The 17,534-nt window shown below is 38.7% G+C and carries 9 protein-coding genes; 6 read left to right on the top strand and 3 right to left on the bottom strand.

Going from position 1 to position 17,534, the window contains the following annotated elements:
• Position 1: 1 nt before the first annotated feature.
• On the bottom strand, positions 2–778 hold the full coding sequence (locus KK487_RS10295) for a TSUP family transporter (protein WP_008467467.1): 777 nt from the start codon (positions 776–778) through the stop codon (positions 2–4).
• On the bottom strand, positions 778–2,853 hold the full coding sequence (gene dinG, locus KK487_RS10290) for an ATP-dependent DNA helicase DinG (RefSeq protein WP_128583750.1): 2,076 nt from the start codon (positions 2,851–2,853) through the stop codon (positions 778–780). The genes KK487_RS10295 and dinG overlap by 1 nt, the downstream gene beginning before the upstream one ends.
• Positions 2,854–2,913: 60 nt before the next feature.
• Here dinG and KK487_RS10285 point away from each other — a divergent pair, with 60 nt between their 5' ends.
• The 4 genes from KK487_RS10285 (at position 2,914) to radD (ending at position 11,363) form a co-directional block, all read left to right on the top strand.
• Complete coding sequence (locus KK487_RS10285) at positions 2,914–5,259, top strand: DNA polymerase II (RefSeq protein ID WP_215521748.1); 2,346 nt, start codon at positions 2,914–2,916, stop codon at positions 5,257–5,259.
• A 416-nt stretch (positions 5,260–5,675) separates the two neighbouring features.
• Positions 5,676–8,453 (top strand): TonB-dependent receptor plug domain-containing protein, encoded by a 2,778-nt coding sequence (locus tag KK487_RS10280; protein WP_013465378.1) that lies wholly within the window; start codon positions 5,676–5,678, stop codon positions 8,451–8,453.
• A 66-nt stretch (positions 8,454–8,519) separates the two neighbouring features.
• Positions 8,520–9,215: a 2OG-Fe(II) oxygenase gene (locus tag KK487_RS10275; protein ID WP_013465377.1), complete on the top strand. Its 696-nt coding sequence runs from the start codon at positions 8,520–8,522 to the stop codon at positions 9,213–9,215.
• Between the two features lie 396 nt (positions 9,216–9,611).
• Entirely contained in the window at positions 9,612–11,363 is a 1,752-nt protein-coding gene (gene radD, locus KK487_RS10270; protein WP_013465375.1) for a DNA repair helicase RadD, read from the top strand.
• Positions 11,364–11,399: 36 nt separating this feature from the next.
• Here the strand turns inward: radD and KK487_RS10265 are convergent, their stop codons facing one another.
• Complete coding sequence (locus tag KK487_RS10265) at positions 11,400–11,732, bottom strand: ribonuclease E inhibitor RraB (RefSeq protein WP_008109396.1); 333 nt, start codon at positions 11,730–11,732, stop codon at positions 11,400–11,402.
• 192 nt (positions 11,733–11,924) lie between these two features.
• Between KK487_RS10265 and KK487_RS10260 the strand changes: the two genes are divergently transcribed.
• Together KK487_RS10260 and tamB are read left to right on the top strand one after the other, a co-directional pair.
• Positions 11,925–13,652 carry an autotransporter assembly complex protein TamA gene (locus KK487_RS10260; protein ID WP_128583222.1) on the top strand — a complete coding sequence of 576 codons (1,728 nt, stop codon included), beginning with the start codon at positions 11,925–11,927 and terminating at the stop codon, positions 13,650–13,652.
• On the top strand, positions 13,652–17,338 hold the full coding sequence (gene tamB, locus KK487_RS10255; RefSeq protein ID WP_128583221.1) for an autotransporter assembly complex protein TamB: 3,687 nt from the start codon (positions 13,652–13,654) through the stop codon (positions 17,336–17,338). The genes KK487_RS10260 and tamB overlap by 1 nt, the downstream gene beginning before the upstream one ends.
• The last annotated feature ends 196 nt before the right edge of the window (positions 17,339–17,534 follow it).

The following is a 17,534-nucleotide window of genomic DNA, read 5'->3' as shown; positions in this document are numbered from 1 at the left end:
ATTAAAAGTATGCCTCGTAAATTAGTTTTAACGCTAAAAGTATAACCATAGTATTAAATACTGGGCGAATAAATTTACTGCCAAAACGAATAGCTGAATGTGCGCCAAACCATGCACCAAGCATGATAAAGAAGCCCATTGTAATTCCCAGTAAAAAGTTAACATGGCCAAGTGCAACAAAGGTGATCAGAGAGATGAAGTTAGAAACAAAATTCATTGAACGCGCCAAACCACAATTGAGTAGCAAACTCATTTTATAAAACATACCGTTTGAGGCAGTCCAAAAAGTTCCCGTTCCAGGCCCAGCTAAACCATCAAAAAAACCTAGGCTTAATCCTTGTAGCCACTGTTTTACTTTTATTGTGCGGGTTAATTTAGGCAGATCATCACTTTGTGTGGTACTTAAATTACCAAACAAGCTGTAGCAAGCCACTAAAATAATAATAATGGGTAAGAGCTTATTTAAAAACTCGATACTTAAATGATCAACAATAAGTGTGCCTAACAAAGCACCTATGGCGGTAGCCATAATAGAAGCAAACCAAAATCGTGGGTTAAATAGTTGTTTTTTATAATAGGTGATACTGGCCGTTAACGAGCCAAAACTGGCGGCCAATTTATTAGTGCCAAGCGTTAAATGAGGAGGTAATCCTGCCGTTAACAGTGCTGGTACAGTGAGTAATCCACCGCCGCCAGCAATAGCATCAATAAAGCCAGCTAAAAGTGCAACGCCACATAAAATAGCCCAAGTTGTTGGGTCGAGTGCAAGTTCAAACATCAGTAATCTATTTGTCTTTTAAAAGGTGGTAAGGTGTCAAGCATGGCTTTGCCATATCGTTTGGTGACTAGGCGTCTATCTAAAATAGTTATTGTGCCTGCATCACTTTCTTTACGCAGCAGTCTACCACAGCTTTGTACCAATTTCTTTGCTGCGTCTGGGACGGTTATCGATAAAAACGGATTACCGCCTTTACTTTGCACAAACTCTGCTTGCGCTTCTTCGATAGGCGAGGTGGGCACCGCAAACGGAATTTTGGTAATAATCAGGTTTTCTAAATACTTCCCAGGTAAATCAAGCCCTTCAGAAAGACTTTGGGTACCAAATAAAATACTGCCCTTGCCTTCATCAATATTTTTAATATGTAATTTGAGTAAAGCTTCTCGTGACATTTCACCTTGTACTAATAAGTTAAATCCTTTTGTTCTAAGAAACTTACTTACATGGTCCATTTGCCAGTAAGAGGCAAACAACACTAAGTTGGCTTTTTTAGTGTTCAGATATTCGGGTAATGTTTTAGCAATATGATCGCTAAATTCTTTATCTGTTGGCTCTATACTTGAGGCCGGAATGCGTAAAGTGGCTTGTTTTGGGTAGTCAAACGGAGAGGGGACTTTAATGAATTTTACCCCTTTTTCTTTGGCAAGGCCGCTTTCATAGGCAAAATGATCAAATGAACCGAGTGCGCTCAAGGTAGCTGAACATAACACGGCTCCAGCACATTCGCTCCACAGCTTATCTTTTAAATAGTAACCGACCTCAATGGGGCAGTCGCTAAGCAAGTGATCATGATGGCTTTTATATTCAAGTCGTTTTATCCATCGCGCATGCGGTGTGCCTTCGCCTTTAGTAGCGTAACTAAACCATAATTTATTAAGTTGTTCTAACCGGTTTATGTATTGCCCACTTTCAGCCAGAATAGGGTCGGCAACATAAGGTTTAATATCACCGTCGCTTACATCTTGTGTGAGGGTATCGTGCATCTTATTTAAACACCGTAATGCATCAAGCGTGGCTTCGCTAATGTCTTTTGCTTTTGCGTGTAACGATTTAGGAATTTCACCATGTTCAAAGCGATAGGTATCGTCTTTTGAATATTCAAAATCGGCGTTGTCGAGTATATCGCGCACCACTTTTAAATCTTTGTTGGCATCGTTAACGCTATCGCATAACTTAAAGTTTTGCCCAATACCTTTTTGACCCACTAACACTTTGGCCATTTTGCCACTAAATTTAGTGAGTTTGTCGAGCCAATCTATCGTGCCTTTTATCGTAGCTGCAGCAGATGAAAAATCGCGGGTAATATGCGCAAGGTGGTGCGCTTCATCGATTACATAAATGGTATTGTCGGGCTCGGGTAAAATTTTTCCGCCCCCTAAGTCTAAATCGGCTAACAGTAACGAATGGTTTATAACCAATACATCCATTTGCATTAACTGCTGGCGAGCCAGTTGAAAAGGACATGTTTGGTGTGCTTTCATCTGGCGTTGGCAGGCATGTTTATCACAAGCAATGAGTCCCCATACTCTATCAGGAATGGTATCGGCCCAGCTGTCTCTATCACCTTGCCATTTTTTATTGATATAGGCATCGTAAAGTTGCTTTAAGCACTTAGTTTCCATATCGCTTAATGGCGATGTAAGGGTAGGCATAAACTCCATTTGAGTTTGGCTATCGCTGTTTAGTGCATTATGAAGTTTGTGTGCACAAATATAACGTTGGCGACCTTTGACTAAATCAAATTTAAAATCGAGTCCTGAGTGCTTTTTAAAAAATGGTAGCTCTTTAGCTATTAATTGTTCTTGCAAAGCCACAGTAGCCGTAGAAATAACCAATTTCTTTTTTTGTGCTAATGCCAGTGGCAGAGCGCCTAGGCAGTAAGCTAATGACTTTCCGGTGCCGGTACCTGCTTCAATAACACAAATACGTTGTTTTTTATGGTATTCACCGGCTAATGTTTTGGCGATTTCAGCAACTAAATAGTTTTGACTACTGCGAGGGCGGTAATCGGTTAGGTTATTTGCAACATGCTGGTGTACTTGTCTAATTGTTTTTTTAAGTGAGCTCGATAGCATGTGATGATTAACCTAAAATATGTATATAATTACAGTGTATATATTAAGTGGGATCGAACATTGACACAAGCAATCTATCAGGGCTTTATTTTATCAAGGCAACAATACAGCGCTAAAAATACGCAAGGTATTACTTTGTGTTATTGGCTAAGCTCTGATCAGGGCCCACTTAAAGTTATTATTGAAAACCAGCAGGCAGTGTTTTTCATCCCATTGTCAGCGCAACATACTGCAAATACTTTACTCGCACAGGCAAATATAAAAGCGCAGTTTAATAACGTTGAGTTGTGCCATTTTAGTGGCAGCGAATGTGTGGCTTGTTACTTCAACGACATACATAGTTTATATACTGCGCGAACTCTACTAGAACAAGCAATGCCAATTTATGAGGCCGATGTACGCCACAGCGACCGCTTTTTAATGGAGCGCTTTATTAAAGGAGGTGTGTGGGTAACGGGTAACGCCACAACTAAAAATGGTTTTATTGAAATTAGTGACGCAAAGTTAAAAGCAAACAAAGATTACACGCCAACGCTTACGTCTGTTTCTTTGGATATAGAATGTAATGGCGATGGGGTGTTATTTAGTGTAGCACTTGTGGGAAATGGCTTAGATTGTGTATTGATGATAGGGGAGCCGCAGCAAAGTGATTCGACATTTGAAATAGACTGGTGCTATGACGAAATTAACCTGCTTACCAAGTTGCAGCAGTACATTATAAATAACGATCCTGATGTTATTGTTGGTTGGAATGTTATTGATTTTGACTTTAGTTTATTGCAAGAACGCGCTGAGGCGTTAGGGCTTACTCTAAACTTTGGCCGAGATAATCAACCTTTATATATTAATAAGGGTCATTATACTCGATTAACGCTCCCAGGGCGGTGCGTCATTGATGGCATTGATACATTAAAAAATGCCACTTACCGATTTGACAGCTTTTCATTAGCCAATGTTGCAGAGCGGGTACTTAACGAATCTAAATTAATAAAAACCGACAACCGACTAACTGAAATTGTTCGTCAATTTAACGAAGATAAGCTTTCTCTAGCGGCTTATAATCGTCAAGATTGTATTTTGGTTAATCAAATTTTCGAAAAATTAAAGCTATTTGAATTTGCCATTGTCAGAACCCAAATAACAGGGCTCGAACTGGAACGCATGGGGGGCTCGGTTGCCGCATTTACAAACTTATATTTACCGTTATTGCATCGCAGTGGTTATGTTGCACCCAATTTAGGCGATCATGGGCTCTCATTTGAGAGCCCTGGTGGCTATGTGATGGAGTCGACCCCAGGGCTGTATAAAAACGTTTTGGTACTTGATTTTAAAAGCCTATACCCTTCAATTATGCGTACGTTTTGTATTGACCCGTTAGGTTTAATCGCAGGGTTAAACGCACCAGAGCATGCGGTTGAAGGGTTTAATCAGGCGTTATTCTCAAGAACGCAGCACCATCTACCCAAATTAATTGCACACCTCACCCAAACACGCCAAGAGGCAAAAGACACTAATCAACCTATGCTCTCACAAGCGATTAAAATTATTATGAATAGTTTATATGGCGTACTCGGCTCTAAGGGTTGTCGGTTTTACGACCCCCGTTTATCGAGTTCTATCACGTTACGTGGTCATGAGATAATGCAAACAACCCGTAAATGGATAGAAGCGCAAGGCTTTGAGGTGATATATGGTGATACCGACTCTACGTTTGTAAAACTTTGTGAAGATAAAAGCCCTGAGCAATGCAACGAAATTGGCTGCCAACTTGTTCATCATATTAATACGATGTGGCAAGCTGATTTAAAACAACGCTATGATTTACATAGTTATTTAGAAATTGAATTTGAAACTCATTACAGTCCGTTTTTTATGCCAACTATACGAGGTAAAAAAACAGGCTCTAAAAAGCGATATGTAGGGCAAGTAACCAAAAATAATGAAAAAAAACTGGTATTTAAAGGTATGGAAACGGTACGTAGTGACTGGACTGAATTTGCACAAGAGTTTCAAACACAATTATTTGAGACGTTATTTACTGACAACTTCGAAATACAACAACTGCACGATATTATAAATAGCTACACTCAAAAACTTTATAATGGTGAGTTCGACCGTAAATTAGTATATAGAAAGCGGTTAGGGCAGCACCTTAACGATTACATCAAAAATATTCCTCCTCATGTTCAAGCTGTTAAAAAATATAAAGCGAATCATCCTGAGTTTGAAATAAAACGCGGGCAGGTGATTGAATATGTTTACGCAGTAACCGGCGCTGAGCTTTATACCGGTAAAAACACTCTGAACTACCCACTGTACATTCAAAGACAACTCGACCCTGTTGCGCAAATGATATTAAGCGCATTAAACACAACATCTGAATCTACACAAGCCTCGTTGTTTTAGCTTAACTATGAGCTTAAAAAGTCTTTTATAGTTAATTATTCGCCTATAAACGTCAAAGGTGAATAAAAAATTTAAAGGTAAATTAACAATTGTGGCCTTGGTTACAATTTTATCTAAAAAGAATACAAAGCGTAATTTAAATAATCATTTATTCAAACTATTAAAAATCAATTGGTTACCATGATGTTGTTTCTAATTCTCAAGTTTGTTTCTAAATCGTATCCATAAATTAATTTAAAAAACTAATAAAATACCGCCAAAAATGATAATGAAAAGTCATGCAAAGTGCTTTTAAAGTTAATTTAATGTTGACCATCTTGTGTTTGAAGTATTATCATCTGAAGCGTGATCACAAATTAATTAACAAGCTGTGATCAAAAAAATACAAAAACAAATAGTATTCTAGGGAGAATCAAATGTTAAATAACAAAGTTTCAAAAGCAGTTCGCTTAGCGATCGCTTTTGGTGCAGCTTCTACTGCTGCTTTCTCAGCAAGTTCATTTGCTGCAGAAGAAGGCGCAGAAAAAGTTGAACGTATTCAGGTTACAGGTTCACGCATCAAGCGTACTGATTTAGAAAGTGCTAGCCCGGTTTTAGTTCTTAGCCGTGATGATTTAAATGTTAGTGGTCAATTAAGCATCGGTGACATTCTTCAACAAATTCCAGCTGCGGGTGCTGCACTTAATACTGCCTTTAATAACGGTGGTACTGGCGCAACAAACATGGATTTACGTAACTTAGGCGCACAACGTCTTCTTGTATTAGTAAATGGTAAGCGCTGGGTTTCATCTTTAGGTTCTACAGTTGATTTAAACACAATCCCATCGTCAGCAATTGAACGTGTTGAAGTTGTTAAAGACGGCGCTTCTGCTATCTACGGTTCTGATGCTATTGCTGGTGTTGTAAATATCATCACTCGTAAAGATTTTGAAGGTGTTGAGGTTTCTGTATACGGTGGTGAAAACTTAAAGTACAACGATGGACGTCAGTATTCTGCAGATATCACTGTTGGTACTACTTCAGACCGCGGTGGCTTAATGTTTAATGCTAGCCATGTAACTCAACAAGAAATTTGGGCAGGTGATCGCGATATTTCTTCTATGGGTAACAGCTCTACAACTGAAAAAGGCCGTTTACGTCTTACTTCAAGTGCAATCAGCCCTGATCTTCGTGATAGCTTACTTGCTCAAGGTTACACTGAAAACAACGCTGGTAAGTCAAACGCTGGTTTTGATTTAGTTCCTAATGGTGCAGGTTCAGCTGTAGGTTTAGATTCATTCCGTGACCGAGCTGGTGATGTTTACAACTACGCGCCTGAAAACTACCTTGCAACGCCACAAGAGCGTAACAGTTTTTATGTTCAAGCTTTTTATGACTTAAGTGATGACGTTCGTTTCGTATCAGATTTCATGATGACTAACCGTAAATCTTCTCAGTTACTTGCAGCGATGCCATTAACAATTGGTGCATCTTTTGGTGCAGCCGCTAGCCGAGTAGACATCCACGAAAATAATATCTACAACCCATTTGGTGAAACACTGTATGGTGATGCTTCTCGCTCAGGTGTAGAAGGTTATATCCCATTTGCTGGTCAACGTCGTTTTGTAGAAGCGGGTAACCGTATTTACAGACAAAATGATACTACTTACCGTGCAATGGTTGGTTTAGAGGGCGGTATTGGTGATACATCTTGGGTTTGGGATGCTTCTTACATTTATGGTAAGAATAGCCAAGACGTTTTAACAACAGGTCTACTTAACCTTACTCGTGTTAACCAAGCATTAGGTGACAACTGTAATGCATCTACTTCTTGTGTACCGCTTAACCTATTTGGTGGTGCTGGCTCAATTACACAAGATATGGTTGACTTTGTAACGTTTGACAGTGTTTCTCGTGAAGGTTTAGAACTTAAAGATTACACAGTAAACTTTGCTGGTGATGCGTTTGAATTACCTGCAGGTGTTGTAGGGATGGCTGTTGGCTTTGAACGTCGTGAAGAATCAGGTTACGATACGCCTGATCCACTAACTCAAAGTGGTGAAACTTCAGGTAACCAACGTGATGCAACTTCAGGTGGTTTCCGCTTAGATGAAGCTTATGTAGAACTTTCAATTCCAGTATTTGATGGTTTAACCATTGCACCAGCAATTAGATTCTCTGACCACAGCGCATATGGTAGCAACTCTACAGCTAAAGTTGGTGTTGAATACCGTCCAATGGATGATTTACTTCTTCGTGGTACTTGGGCTGAAGGTTACCGAGCTCCTTCAATCTCTGACTTATATGCAGGTAATGCAGATGCATACCCTACATTAACAGACCCGTGTAATTCGGATGCTGATACAGGTGTTGTTCCAAGCCTACCTGGTTGTGCTGGCGTACCAAATGGTTACACGCAAGCTAATACACAGATCCGTGAAACTCGCGTTTCTTCTCCAGATTTACAACCAGAAGAATCAGAATCTAAAACGTTTGGTATTGTTTATAACCCAAGCTATGTTGATGGTTTAGAATTCACAATCGATTACTACGATATCGAAGTTGAAAACTCAATTGGTCGTTACGGTGCTAATCGTATATTGAACGAGTGTACTTCAGGAAGTAATGCATCTTCTTGTGATTACATTGACCGTGATGCTAACGGTAATATCGTTGATTTACGTAACTTCCTACAAAACTCAGGTACCTACAATGTTGAAGGTATAGATTTTTATACTGCATACAAGTTTGATACTGAGTACGGTAGCTTCAGAACATCTCTTGATTTGTCTTATGTAATGACTAACGAGTTCGATGGCGAAGATCAAGTAGGCGTACAGTATGGTGATGCTGGTTATCCTGAATATAAAGGCACATTTGCTCTAGATTGGTCTCAAGGTGACTTTGATGCGCATTGGCAAACACGTTATGTTGACCGTATGCAAAACTACTATGACATAGCTTACGGCGCAGAAAATTACCCAGGTATGGCTGATTACATTGGTTCTTACTTTGTACATGACGTATCTGTAGGTTATGCTCTTGACGCTTACAACACTAAAATTAGTGTAGGTATTGAGAACTTATTCGCGAAAGAACCTTCTCGTGAATACACTAACAATGATTTTGCAATCTCAACTAACAACTTCTCTGTTACAGAGTACGACGTTAATATGGATCGCTTTGTATATGTACGAGCTACAATTAAGTTCTAATAACTTAGAAACTTAAACTTTATTTAAAAGCCACTTTTTAGTGGCTTTTTTATTTTTGGAATATTTATGATTCAACTAAATAAAAATATTGATGTAGTTAATTTACATAGGGAATACTCTAAAAATAAGAGAATTATGGTTGATAGTGTTTTAGAGTTTGATGGTTTTTCTAAAATTACAGAAAAATTAAAACACAATATTCCTTATTTGAATGCATATTCTTTAAATGGCCAATACATTCAATCATCAGATGATGAATTAAAAAATATGTCTCCCAATAAAATGAGAGCGCTTCAGCAGACTATTTATGAAAATGCGAGTAAAGGGGTTGGCTTTTTTTATGGGCGATATGAAATAACTCAGAATGAAAAAGATGAGTTACTAAAGGATCTATTTAATTATCTTAATGGCCAAGAAGTTTTAAAATTGATTAGTGATGTTACAGGTGTAAAGGGTTTAAAAAGTGCAAGTGTGCAATTAACACGCTATGTACCAGGGAATTTTTTGACACGACATAATGATGTACTCCCTACAAAGCAAAGAGCAATCGCTTTTGTTTTTGGTTTTACACCACAGTGGCACCCAGACTGGGGTGGTTTGTTACATTTTTATGAAATGGATGGAAAGCTGACAGAGACGTTTATGCCCAAAAGTAATGTTTTATCCCTTTTTGATGTGCAATTACCACATTCTGTTTCTTATGTAACTCCATTTGCTCGTGCTGCAAGATACTCAATTACTGGCTGGTTTAACTTAAAATAATATTATTTAAGCGGTGCTAAGTTAGGTGTTGATAACTTATTCAATCGTGGCTTACCAGGAAGTACGACTGGCACAGGTGCAGGCTCAGCGATTTACGATAATATTGGTCGATTTGCCTACCTACAAGCTACTTACAAATTTTAAAGCTATTACCTATTAATATAATATTTTTATACTAATAGAGTTTCTTAGAATTGCAGATAAGTTAAGTATGTAATTAAATACCCTTAATCATTTTGATTAAGGGTATTTTTTTATATTTATACATAATATAGTTCTCTAAATTTATAAACAGTTTGAATATTAGTTTATGAATATAAATTATTTAAACAAATGTGAAATAAAGCTGTCTTCCTAAAACATAACCATTAATTAGATTAAGAATTCTTACCTTTGATGACCTACACCCTTAGACCCTACCAGAGCGAGGCGGTTGAACGCACCGTTTTACACTTTAGAAAAACCAATGATCCTGCTGTCATTGTGCTGCCTACAGGTGCGGGTAAAAGTTTAGTGATTGCTGAACTTGCGCGTATCGCTAAACAAAAAATATTGGTGTTGGCGCACGTAAAAGAATTAGTTGAGCAAAATGCTCAAAAGTATAAAAGCTTTGGTCTTGAGGCAAGTATATTTTCAGCCGGATTAAAAGAGAAGTCGTTAACCCATCAGGTCACTTTTGCGAGTGTGCAGTCGTTATCGCGTAATTTAGACAAACTTAATGAGCACTACTCACTACTTATTATTGATGAGTGCCACAGAGTGAATGGCGAAAAGAAAAGCCAATACGGTAAGGTTATTAATGCACTTAAATCTCACAACCCTGAATTAAAAGTATTAGGTTTAACCGCGACGCCTTACCGACTAGGGTTAGGCTGGATTTATCAGCATCATTACCATGGGTTTGTAAGAGGCAATAAAGAGAGTCCATTCAAACACTGTATTTTTGAATTACCTTTGCGCTATATGATCAAGCATAACTATTTAACTCCCCCTAAAGAGGTTGATGCTGCGATTAGCCATTATGACTTTTCATCTTTAACTAGCAATGCATTTGGGCAATATAGCAATGAGGATATGAATGCGCTGTTAAAAAAATCGACCCGTGCAACTCAAACAATTTTACAACAGGTTATACAATACAGTGAAAATCGTTACGGCGTGATGATTTTTGCAGCTACGGTTATGCATGCACAAGAGATAATGACTTATCTACCAGAGGATCACAGTGCGCTGATCACGGGGGATACGCCAAATAGCGAACGCGATAAAATAATAAAGCAGTTTAAAGCTAAACAGTTAAAATATTTAGTAAATATATCAGTACTGACGACGGGTTTTGATGCCCCTCATGTTGATTTTATTGCTATTTTACGGCCCACAGAGTCGGTAAGTTTATACCAGCAAATTGTCGGTAGAGGCTTGAGGTTGGCTGAGGGTAAAGATGATTGTTTAGTGATTGACTATGCGGGCAATGGCTTTGATTTATTCTACCCAGAGGTGGGAGATAAAAAAGGCGATAGCGATAATGAACCCGTGCAAGTACTGTGTCCTGGGTGTGGCTTTGCCAATATATTTTGGGGAAAAACAGATGCTGATGGCAAAGTAATCGAGCACTTCGGCAGGCGTTGTAAAGGTTTGCTAGAAGATGATAACGGTTTAAGCGATCAATGCGATTATCGTTTTCGTTTTAAAGAGTGTGAGCAGTGCGGCGCACAAAATGATATTGCTGCTCGAAAATGCCATGATTGTGATGCTGTGATGGCCGACCCTGATGATAAGTTGCGCAATGCGTTAAACCTTAAAGATGCATTAGTCCTACGTTGTAGCGGCTTGAGTGTGGTAAAACTTAAAGAGCAATTGTTAAAAATTACTTATTTTGATGAAGACGGAGCCAGTTGTGATGAAATTTTTGATTTATCAAACAAAGGTGTTCGGTATTACTTTAATCAGCAGTTTGGTAAGCGTATAAGTCAGGGCCAATCCCCGATTGAATTTGTCAGTGCAGAGCAAGTTATAAAAGCGCAGTTTGATTTAATACCACCGGATTTTGTGATTGCGCGAAAAAGTAAAAAATATGGCTGGAAAGTAGCAGATAAACTTTTTGATTATAAAGGCAGCTTCAGAAAAGCAAACCAGCTAAGTCGATAGACTAAGCTGGATATCATTCATCATTTAAATTAGGGATTATGCCTCTTCTGCGTCTAATCCCCAACCATCACCATAGCCATTAAAGCTGTTCGCTATGCTTTCAATGTATTGTTCTGCTTGGCCTAACAGAGCATGTTCAGGCACCATTTGTACATGGGCAATTACTTCCCAAACGCCGGTATCTTTGCATTTTTCAACATCAGCAGTTTGCACTAATGCATCGTTTACAATCTCAGTTGCAAATTTTTCGGCATCAACCTGTTGTTCAAATAAAATGTAAAAATCAATTTGTTGCATTTTACTTAAATCTACACCAGCGGCGGAAATTTCAGCAAGTAGCTGGCCATTGTCATCATCAGGGAATTGCATTAAAAAACTCATTAATTTTATTTTGTACTCGTTATAGCTATTGTAACCAAAATAAACCGTTAACGCGTACTAAATTTTGACTGCATCTTTGAGTGTTAATTGCGATTAAGTTAATGTTAGGCTCATTGTGGCTATGGTAGTATATCTCTGTCTAGCGGTTTATTTTATGGATACCACAGTAAGGATATTTACTTGTTCAATCAGCTTTTAAAGTTTTTTTGTTTTTTTTGCTTGTTAGTAAGCCTGTCTTCTATTGCTTCTGAAAATATAATTGAAGATTATGAAATTAAAGGGATCAGTGGCGACTTAGAAAATAACGTTGCACTTTATTTAAAACAACTTGTTGGTGAAAAACCAACCCGTACACTTCGTCGGTATGCAAAAACGCAAGTTGAGAACAGTATCAAAGCCTTAGGTTATTACAGTCCAGTAGTAAATATTGATTTTGATAAAGACGAGCGCGAACTTGTTGTAAATATAGAGCGAGGCCCAGCCACACGTATTGAGTCACTTAATATAACTATTAATGGTGAAGCAAAACAGGATCCGTTCGTTCAAAAAACGATTGAAGATCTTAATTTAAAACAAGGTGATATTTTAAATCATGGGGTTTATAGCAGCGCGCATAAAAAAATAGAGTCAGTGTTGCTAGAGTATGGATATTTCGATGCAAAATGGCCTGTTAGAAAATTTGAAGTATCACTAAAAAAACACAGCGCAACCATTACTTTTACTATTGATAGCGGAGTTCGTTATCAATTTGGTGATATTTTAATTGCCAGAAATACTCCAGCCGAAAAATATATCCGCTCTTTGGCGCCATTTAAAATGGGTCAGTCGTACAAAGCATCCTATATTGCCGATTATAATCTTGATTTATCAAGTACCCCTTATTTTAAGAGCGTGCGTGTTTACGCCGATATTACAGCGAGAAAAAACAAGCAAGTTCCTATAAAAGTGGATGTGTTACATAAACCAGAAAATAGTTATGAAATTGGTGGTGGCTTTAGTACAGATTTAGGGCCGAAAGTACGTTTTAAATGGAGTAAACCATGGATCACCGATAACGGGCACTATCTTGAAAGCAATTTAAATGTTTCTCAAAAACAGCAAGATATTTCCATGGCTTACACCGTGCCGGTGAATGATCCGAACGATGATTTATGGCGCTTTTCTGTCGGTTATAAGTTGGAAGATGAATTAACCAATCAAACTTACAGTGAAATACTAACAGGTCAGTTACAGCGCCAATGGTTAACTGAGCATAAATGGGTACGAACGGCTTTTTTAAGGCGTGAGCAAGAAACCTACCGCATAGGGGATGACGAAGAAAAAACAACTGAAATGTTAATGCCTGGGATCAGTTATGCGCGTAAACAATCAAAGGGTGGCACCACACCTTATTGGGGGGAGCAGTGGTCTATTTCAGCTGAGTTTGGACTCGATAGCGTACTCTCAAGTACCAATTTGGTTAGAGTTCAATTACAGCATGCTTGGTTACGTACTTACCTTGACCGCCATCTGCTCTTTTTAAAAGCAAACGTGGGCGCAATGATTGTTAATGATATAAATAACGTGCCATTTTCTTTGCGATTTTATGCCGGTGGCGATCAAAGTGTCAGGGGTTTTGCTTATCAGTCGATTTCTCCGCAAAACGAGCAGGGTGAGCGTATTGGTGGTAAATATTTATTAGCGAGTACCGTTGAATACAACTACCAATTTGCTAAAAATTGGCGAGCTGCGCTGTTTGTTGATGGGGGGACCGCAACCAATGATTTTTCTGAGCAATTTGAAGTTGGTGCAGGGTTTGGTTTTCGTTATTTAACGCCTATAGGGCCAATAAGAGTTGATCACGCGTGGGGGCTCACTAAAGAAAGTAAAAGTACCCGTTTAAGTATTACCATAGGGCCTGAAATTTAATGTCAGTATTTAAAAAAGTAACGGCGATAATTAGCGCCGTTTTAGCAACGCTGTTAGTTACACTGTTTTGCGTTTTGTTTACCGCCCCTGGTAATCAATTGCTTGCTTATACAGCGAATAAATTGGTTGATGGATTAACCATTGAAATAAAAAATGGCCGATTTTTATACAATGATGCGTTTAACTTACAGTTCGACCAAAATGGCGTAAGCGTTAATGCACAGCAACTAAAGATAGATTTATTTTGGTGGCAATGTGATGGTATTTGTATTGATAATTTAAGCGCTAAGTCGATTAAATTAACCTTGCCAAAAAGTGCTGAGAATAAAGACGATACGCCAACCGAAGCATTAAAAAAAATAACCTTACCCTTTAATATTGCATTAAAAAATCTAGCTATTGATGAATTTATTTTAAATCATTCAAGTGCAAACGTAACACTTAACACTCTGCAATTGTCGGCAAAGGCTGAAGGGCCTGATATTACAATTAAACGCTTAACCATTCCTCGCATTAATGTGGTATTGAAAGAGCAAACCGCAGCTCAACAAGCAGCGGCTAATCAACAAACAACAACGGCTATTAAGGAATTACCAGCTTTACCCAATATCGAGTTTATCTCACCACTTAACATCAATGTTGAGCAGTTCAATATCACCAACGTAACAATAAATCAGGGCGAGCAACACTATTCAATTGATGATATTGCCCTGCAAATGAGCGTAGAAGATGCCACTATTAAAGTACAGTCACTATCGGCAGGTTATCAGCAGTGGCAGTTAAAAACTCAGCTTGATGCAACACTGGAAGGGGCAATGCCAATTAACGGCAACATTAGCTTAAAAGGGAATGAACATGGAGCTACTCTTGATATAAATGGTGATCTAGCCAAGCTTAACATTGCGCTTGATACCACAGGATTATTTCCTTTAAATTTGAGAGCAACAGCCAACCTCAAACAGAAAAATTATCCCTTTAGTGTTAATGGCAAAATTAATCAATGGCTTATTAATACACAAAATAATGAGCTAAAGGTTAAAAACATCAATTTAAGTGCCCAAGGTAATGCTAACGACTATCAATTAAGTTTAACGGGTAATACTCAGCTAGATGCTTATCCAAGTGTAGATTTAAATGCTCAGCTAAAAGGCACACTAACCAAGGCAACGCTTGAAACGCTTGCTTTAAAAACTAACGATAGCGCTGCGAATATTCAAGCACAGCTTGATTGGCAACAGGGAATTAAAGCGGACTTTACCGGCGTTTTATCAAATTTAAAAGCGCAATACTTAACCGATGCCCTAACCAGTGATGTTTCAGGGACGTTTAAAGGCGTATTTAACGCTCAAGCCGATACCTGGCAGCTACAAATGAACAATACTAAGCTAGCTGGCTTTTTAAACAACGTTCCCTTAGAGTTTGCTGCAAACTTTAAGTTAGATAATCAATTAAAAGCGGATATCGATAGTTTTTATTTAAGTAGTGGTGCTAACAAGTTAACTTTGAATGGGCAGGTAGATGATACATGGCAAGTTGACGGTGATATCACGCTTAATAGTGATGAGCAGGCTAACCTTCCTTTTATTGCTAACGGTAAAGCGGACTTAAAAGTACGCGGCAACAGATTAACCCCTTCGGTTAACTTAGCCGTCATGCTAGAGCGTTTTATTTTTAATGAGATAAACATTAATAAACTTGCTATAAAATCTCAACTAGATACGGCTGCTGATTGGCAAACTGATCTCAGTGTTAATGTTGCATCTGCACTGGTCGCTGGGCAGCAAATTAATAATATAAACATAGCTGCCAGTGGTGATAAAACAGATCATCAACTTAGCGCGTCGATTGATGCCGAAAAAGGCGCGGTGGAACTTGAGCTTAATGGCAAAATGAAAAATGCCATTTGGAATGGTGAGCTAAGTGACATAACCCTTAGTGATAAAAAGCTGAGTTTTAATAATACTAAAAAAATATCCGTTATGGTGAATACACAAAACGGGGATTTTGATGTGAGCGCTCATTGTTGGCAATCAGCTCAAAGTAAGTTGTGTATAGATACCTTGTCGCAAACAAAAGCGCTAGGGCAGTTTAATGCAAAGCTTGCTAACCTCTCACTTGCAGAGCTTAAGCACTTATTACCAGATAATATTCGCACACGCGGAGACTTAACAGGTGATTTTGCTGCTAATTGGCAGTCAGGTGCACTTAAAACACTCAGAGCCAATGTAAATTCTAATGGATTAAATGCAGTGCTAACCTCAGAAGAGGATCGATTTAAACTCCCAATAGAAACACTCAGTATTCGTGCTTTTTCAGATTCGCAGGTTGGTAAAATTGAAGCTAACTTGTCATCCAGTGTGTTAGGTAAAATAGCAACCGATATAAATATTGACGACATTCAAAATACACAAACACTCTCTGGTAACGTTAATATAGATAAAATTTTACTTTCAGACATTCAGCCATTTTTAGATACGCTTGAGCAACTTAAAGGGGCAATCAGCGGACAGGTTACATTAGCAGGAACGCTCAAAGATCCTCAGTTAGATGGTGAGCTTAATATAGCAGACATTAATTTAGAGGGAGAGCAATTACCCGTTGCACTTAAAGACTCTAATATACATATTTTATTTAATAAAACCACGGCAACGATTAAAGGTAACTTAAGTGATCCTCAAGGCGGGCAAGTTAAACTTACCGGTGATGTTGATTGGCAAGGTGAGCAACCCGCGGTTAATGTTGCAGTTGTTGGCAATGAGTTTTTTGTTAGAGCGCAGCAGGGTGTGATATTTAAAGTATCACCCGATCTAAAAATCGGCATAGCAGATAACGCGCTTAACCTTGTCGGTGAAGTGGTTGTGCCTTATGGACGTATAGAAATTGAAGAGCTGCCCGAGGGCGCAGTGCAAGTAAGTGATGATGAAATAATTATTGATCAAAAAACACAAGCGGCTAAAAAAGTCCCTTTTGATTACGATATAGACTTAAAAGTAACAGTAAAAAATGATGTAAAAGTCGAATCGTTTGGACTCAAGTCTAAAGTAACTGGTGATTTAGCGCTTAAAATGAGCCAAGGTACGCCAATTATTGCAACCGGAGAGCTTAATTTAATAGAAGGGACGTATTTAGCCTTCGGGCAAGACTTGATAATTAGAACAGGGCAAGTAGGTTTTAGTGGCGCAATCGACAAACCGTATCTCAACATTAAAGCGATTCGTAACCCAGATAATACCGCTGATGGTGTGATTGCCGGGGTGACTTTAACCGGCAGTGTTGAGCAACCTACGTTAAAAGTATTTTCTGAGCCTGCGATGGATCAAGCCCAAGCCTTAGCCTATTTACTCAATGGGCAACCATTAGGAGAGGGCGACAGCTCTACAGATGCTATGTTAACTCAGTTATTACTTTCTCAAGGTGTGAGTCGCAGTGAGGGAGTGGTTTCTAAGGTGGGTGAAACCTTTGGTTTATCTGATGTAAGCTTAAGCTCTAAAGGCAGTGGTGAGCAAACAAAAGTAGAGATATCAGGTTATATAGCCCCAAGCTTACAGGTTAAGTACAGTGTCGGGGTATTCGACTCACTCAGTGAAGTGGCTGTGCGCTACCAGTTACTCTCTAAACTATACATAGAAATAACCAGTGGCTTATACCAAAACGTAGACATACTGTATAAGTTTGATTGGGACTAGGGTCTGTTGACCTTTGCGGATTAAAATTTGTTCAAACTAGGGGCAGTTTAATCGCGGCGCGAGGTTTGTAACCTAGTGGGCTAAGTAAAAACCGAGTAACAAAGAGTAAATTGCCCCTAGGCAGAACCCGAAGGGCAGCGCCTGTTTGGCATTGATGCTGCGTTATCGCCTATTTATGGGGAATAACCACACCACA

The sequence above is a fragment of the Pseudoalteromonas sp. SiA1 genome (assembly GCF_018732205.1).
Lineage (GTDB): Bacteria > Pseudomonadota > Gammaproteobacteria > Enterobacterales > Alteromonadaceae > Pseudoalteromonas > Pseudoalteromonas tetraodonis.
Note: the sequence above shows the minus strand (reverse complement) of the source record. Positions and strands in the feature narration are given on the sequence as shown.

Bases quoted from the DNA above. Each gene is read 5' to 3' on its own strand.
- KK487_RS10265 (WP_008109396.1), bottom strand. From the start codon at position 11,732: ATGCAATTCCCTGATGATGACAATGGCCAGCTACTTGCTGAAATTTCC.
- radD (WP_013465375.1), top strand. From the start codon at position 9,612: ATGACCTACACCCTTAGACCCTACCAGAGCGAGGCGGTTGAACGCACC.
- KK487_RS10295 (WP_008467467.1), bottom strand. From the start codon at position 778: ATGTTTGAACTTGCACTCGACCCAACAACTTGGGCTATTTTATGTGGC.
- dinG (WP_128583750.1), bottom strand. From the start codon at position 2,853: ATGCTATCGAGCTCACTTAAAAAAACAATTAGACAAGTACACCAGCAT.
- tamB (WP_128583221.1), top strand. From the start codon at position 13,652: ATGTCAGTATTTAAAAAAGTAACGGCGATAATTAGCGCCGTTTTAGCA.
- KK487_RS10280 (WP_013465378.1), top strand. From the start codon at position 5,676: ATGTTAAATAACAAAGTTTCAAAAGCAGTTCGCTTAGCGATCGCTTTT.
- KK487_RS10275 (WP_013465377.1), top strand. From the start codon at position 8,520: ATGATTCAACTAAATAAAAATATTGATGTAGTTAATTTACATAGGGAA.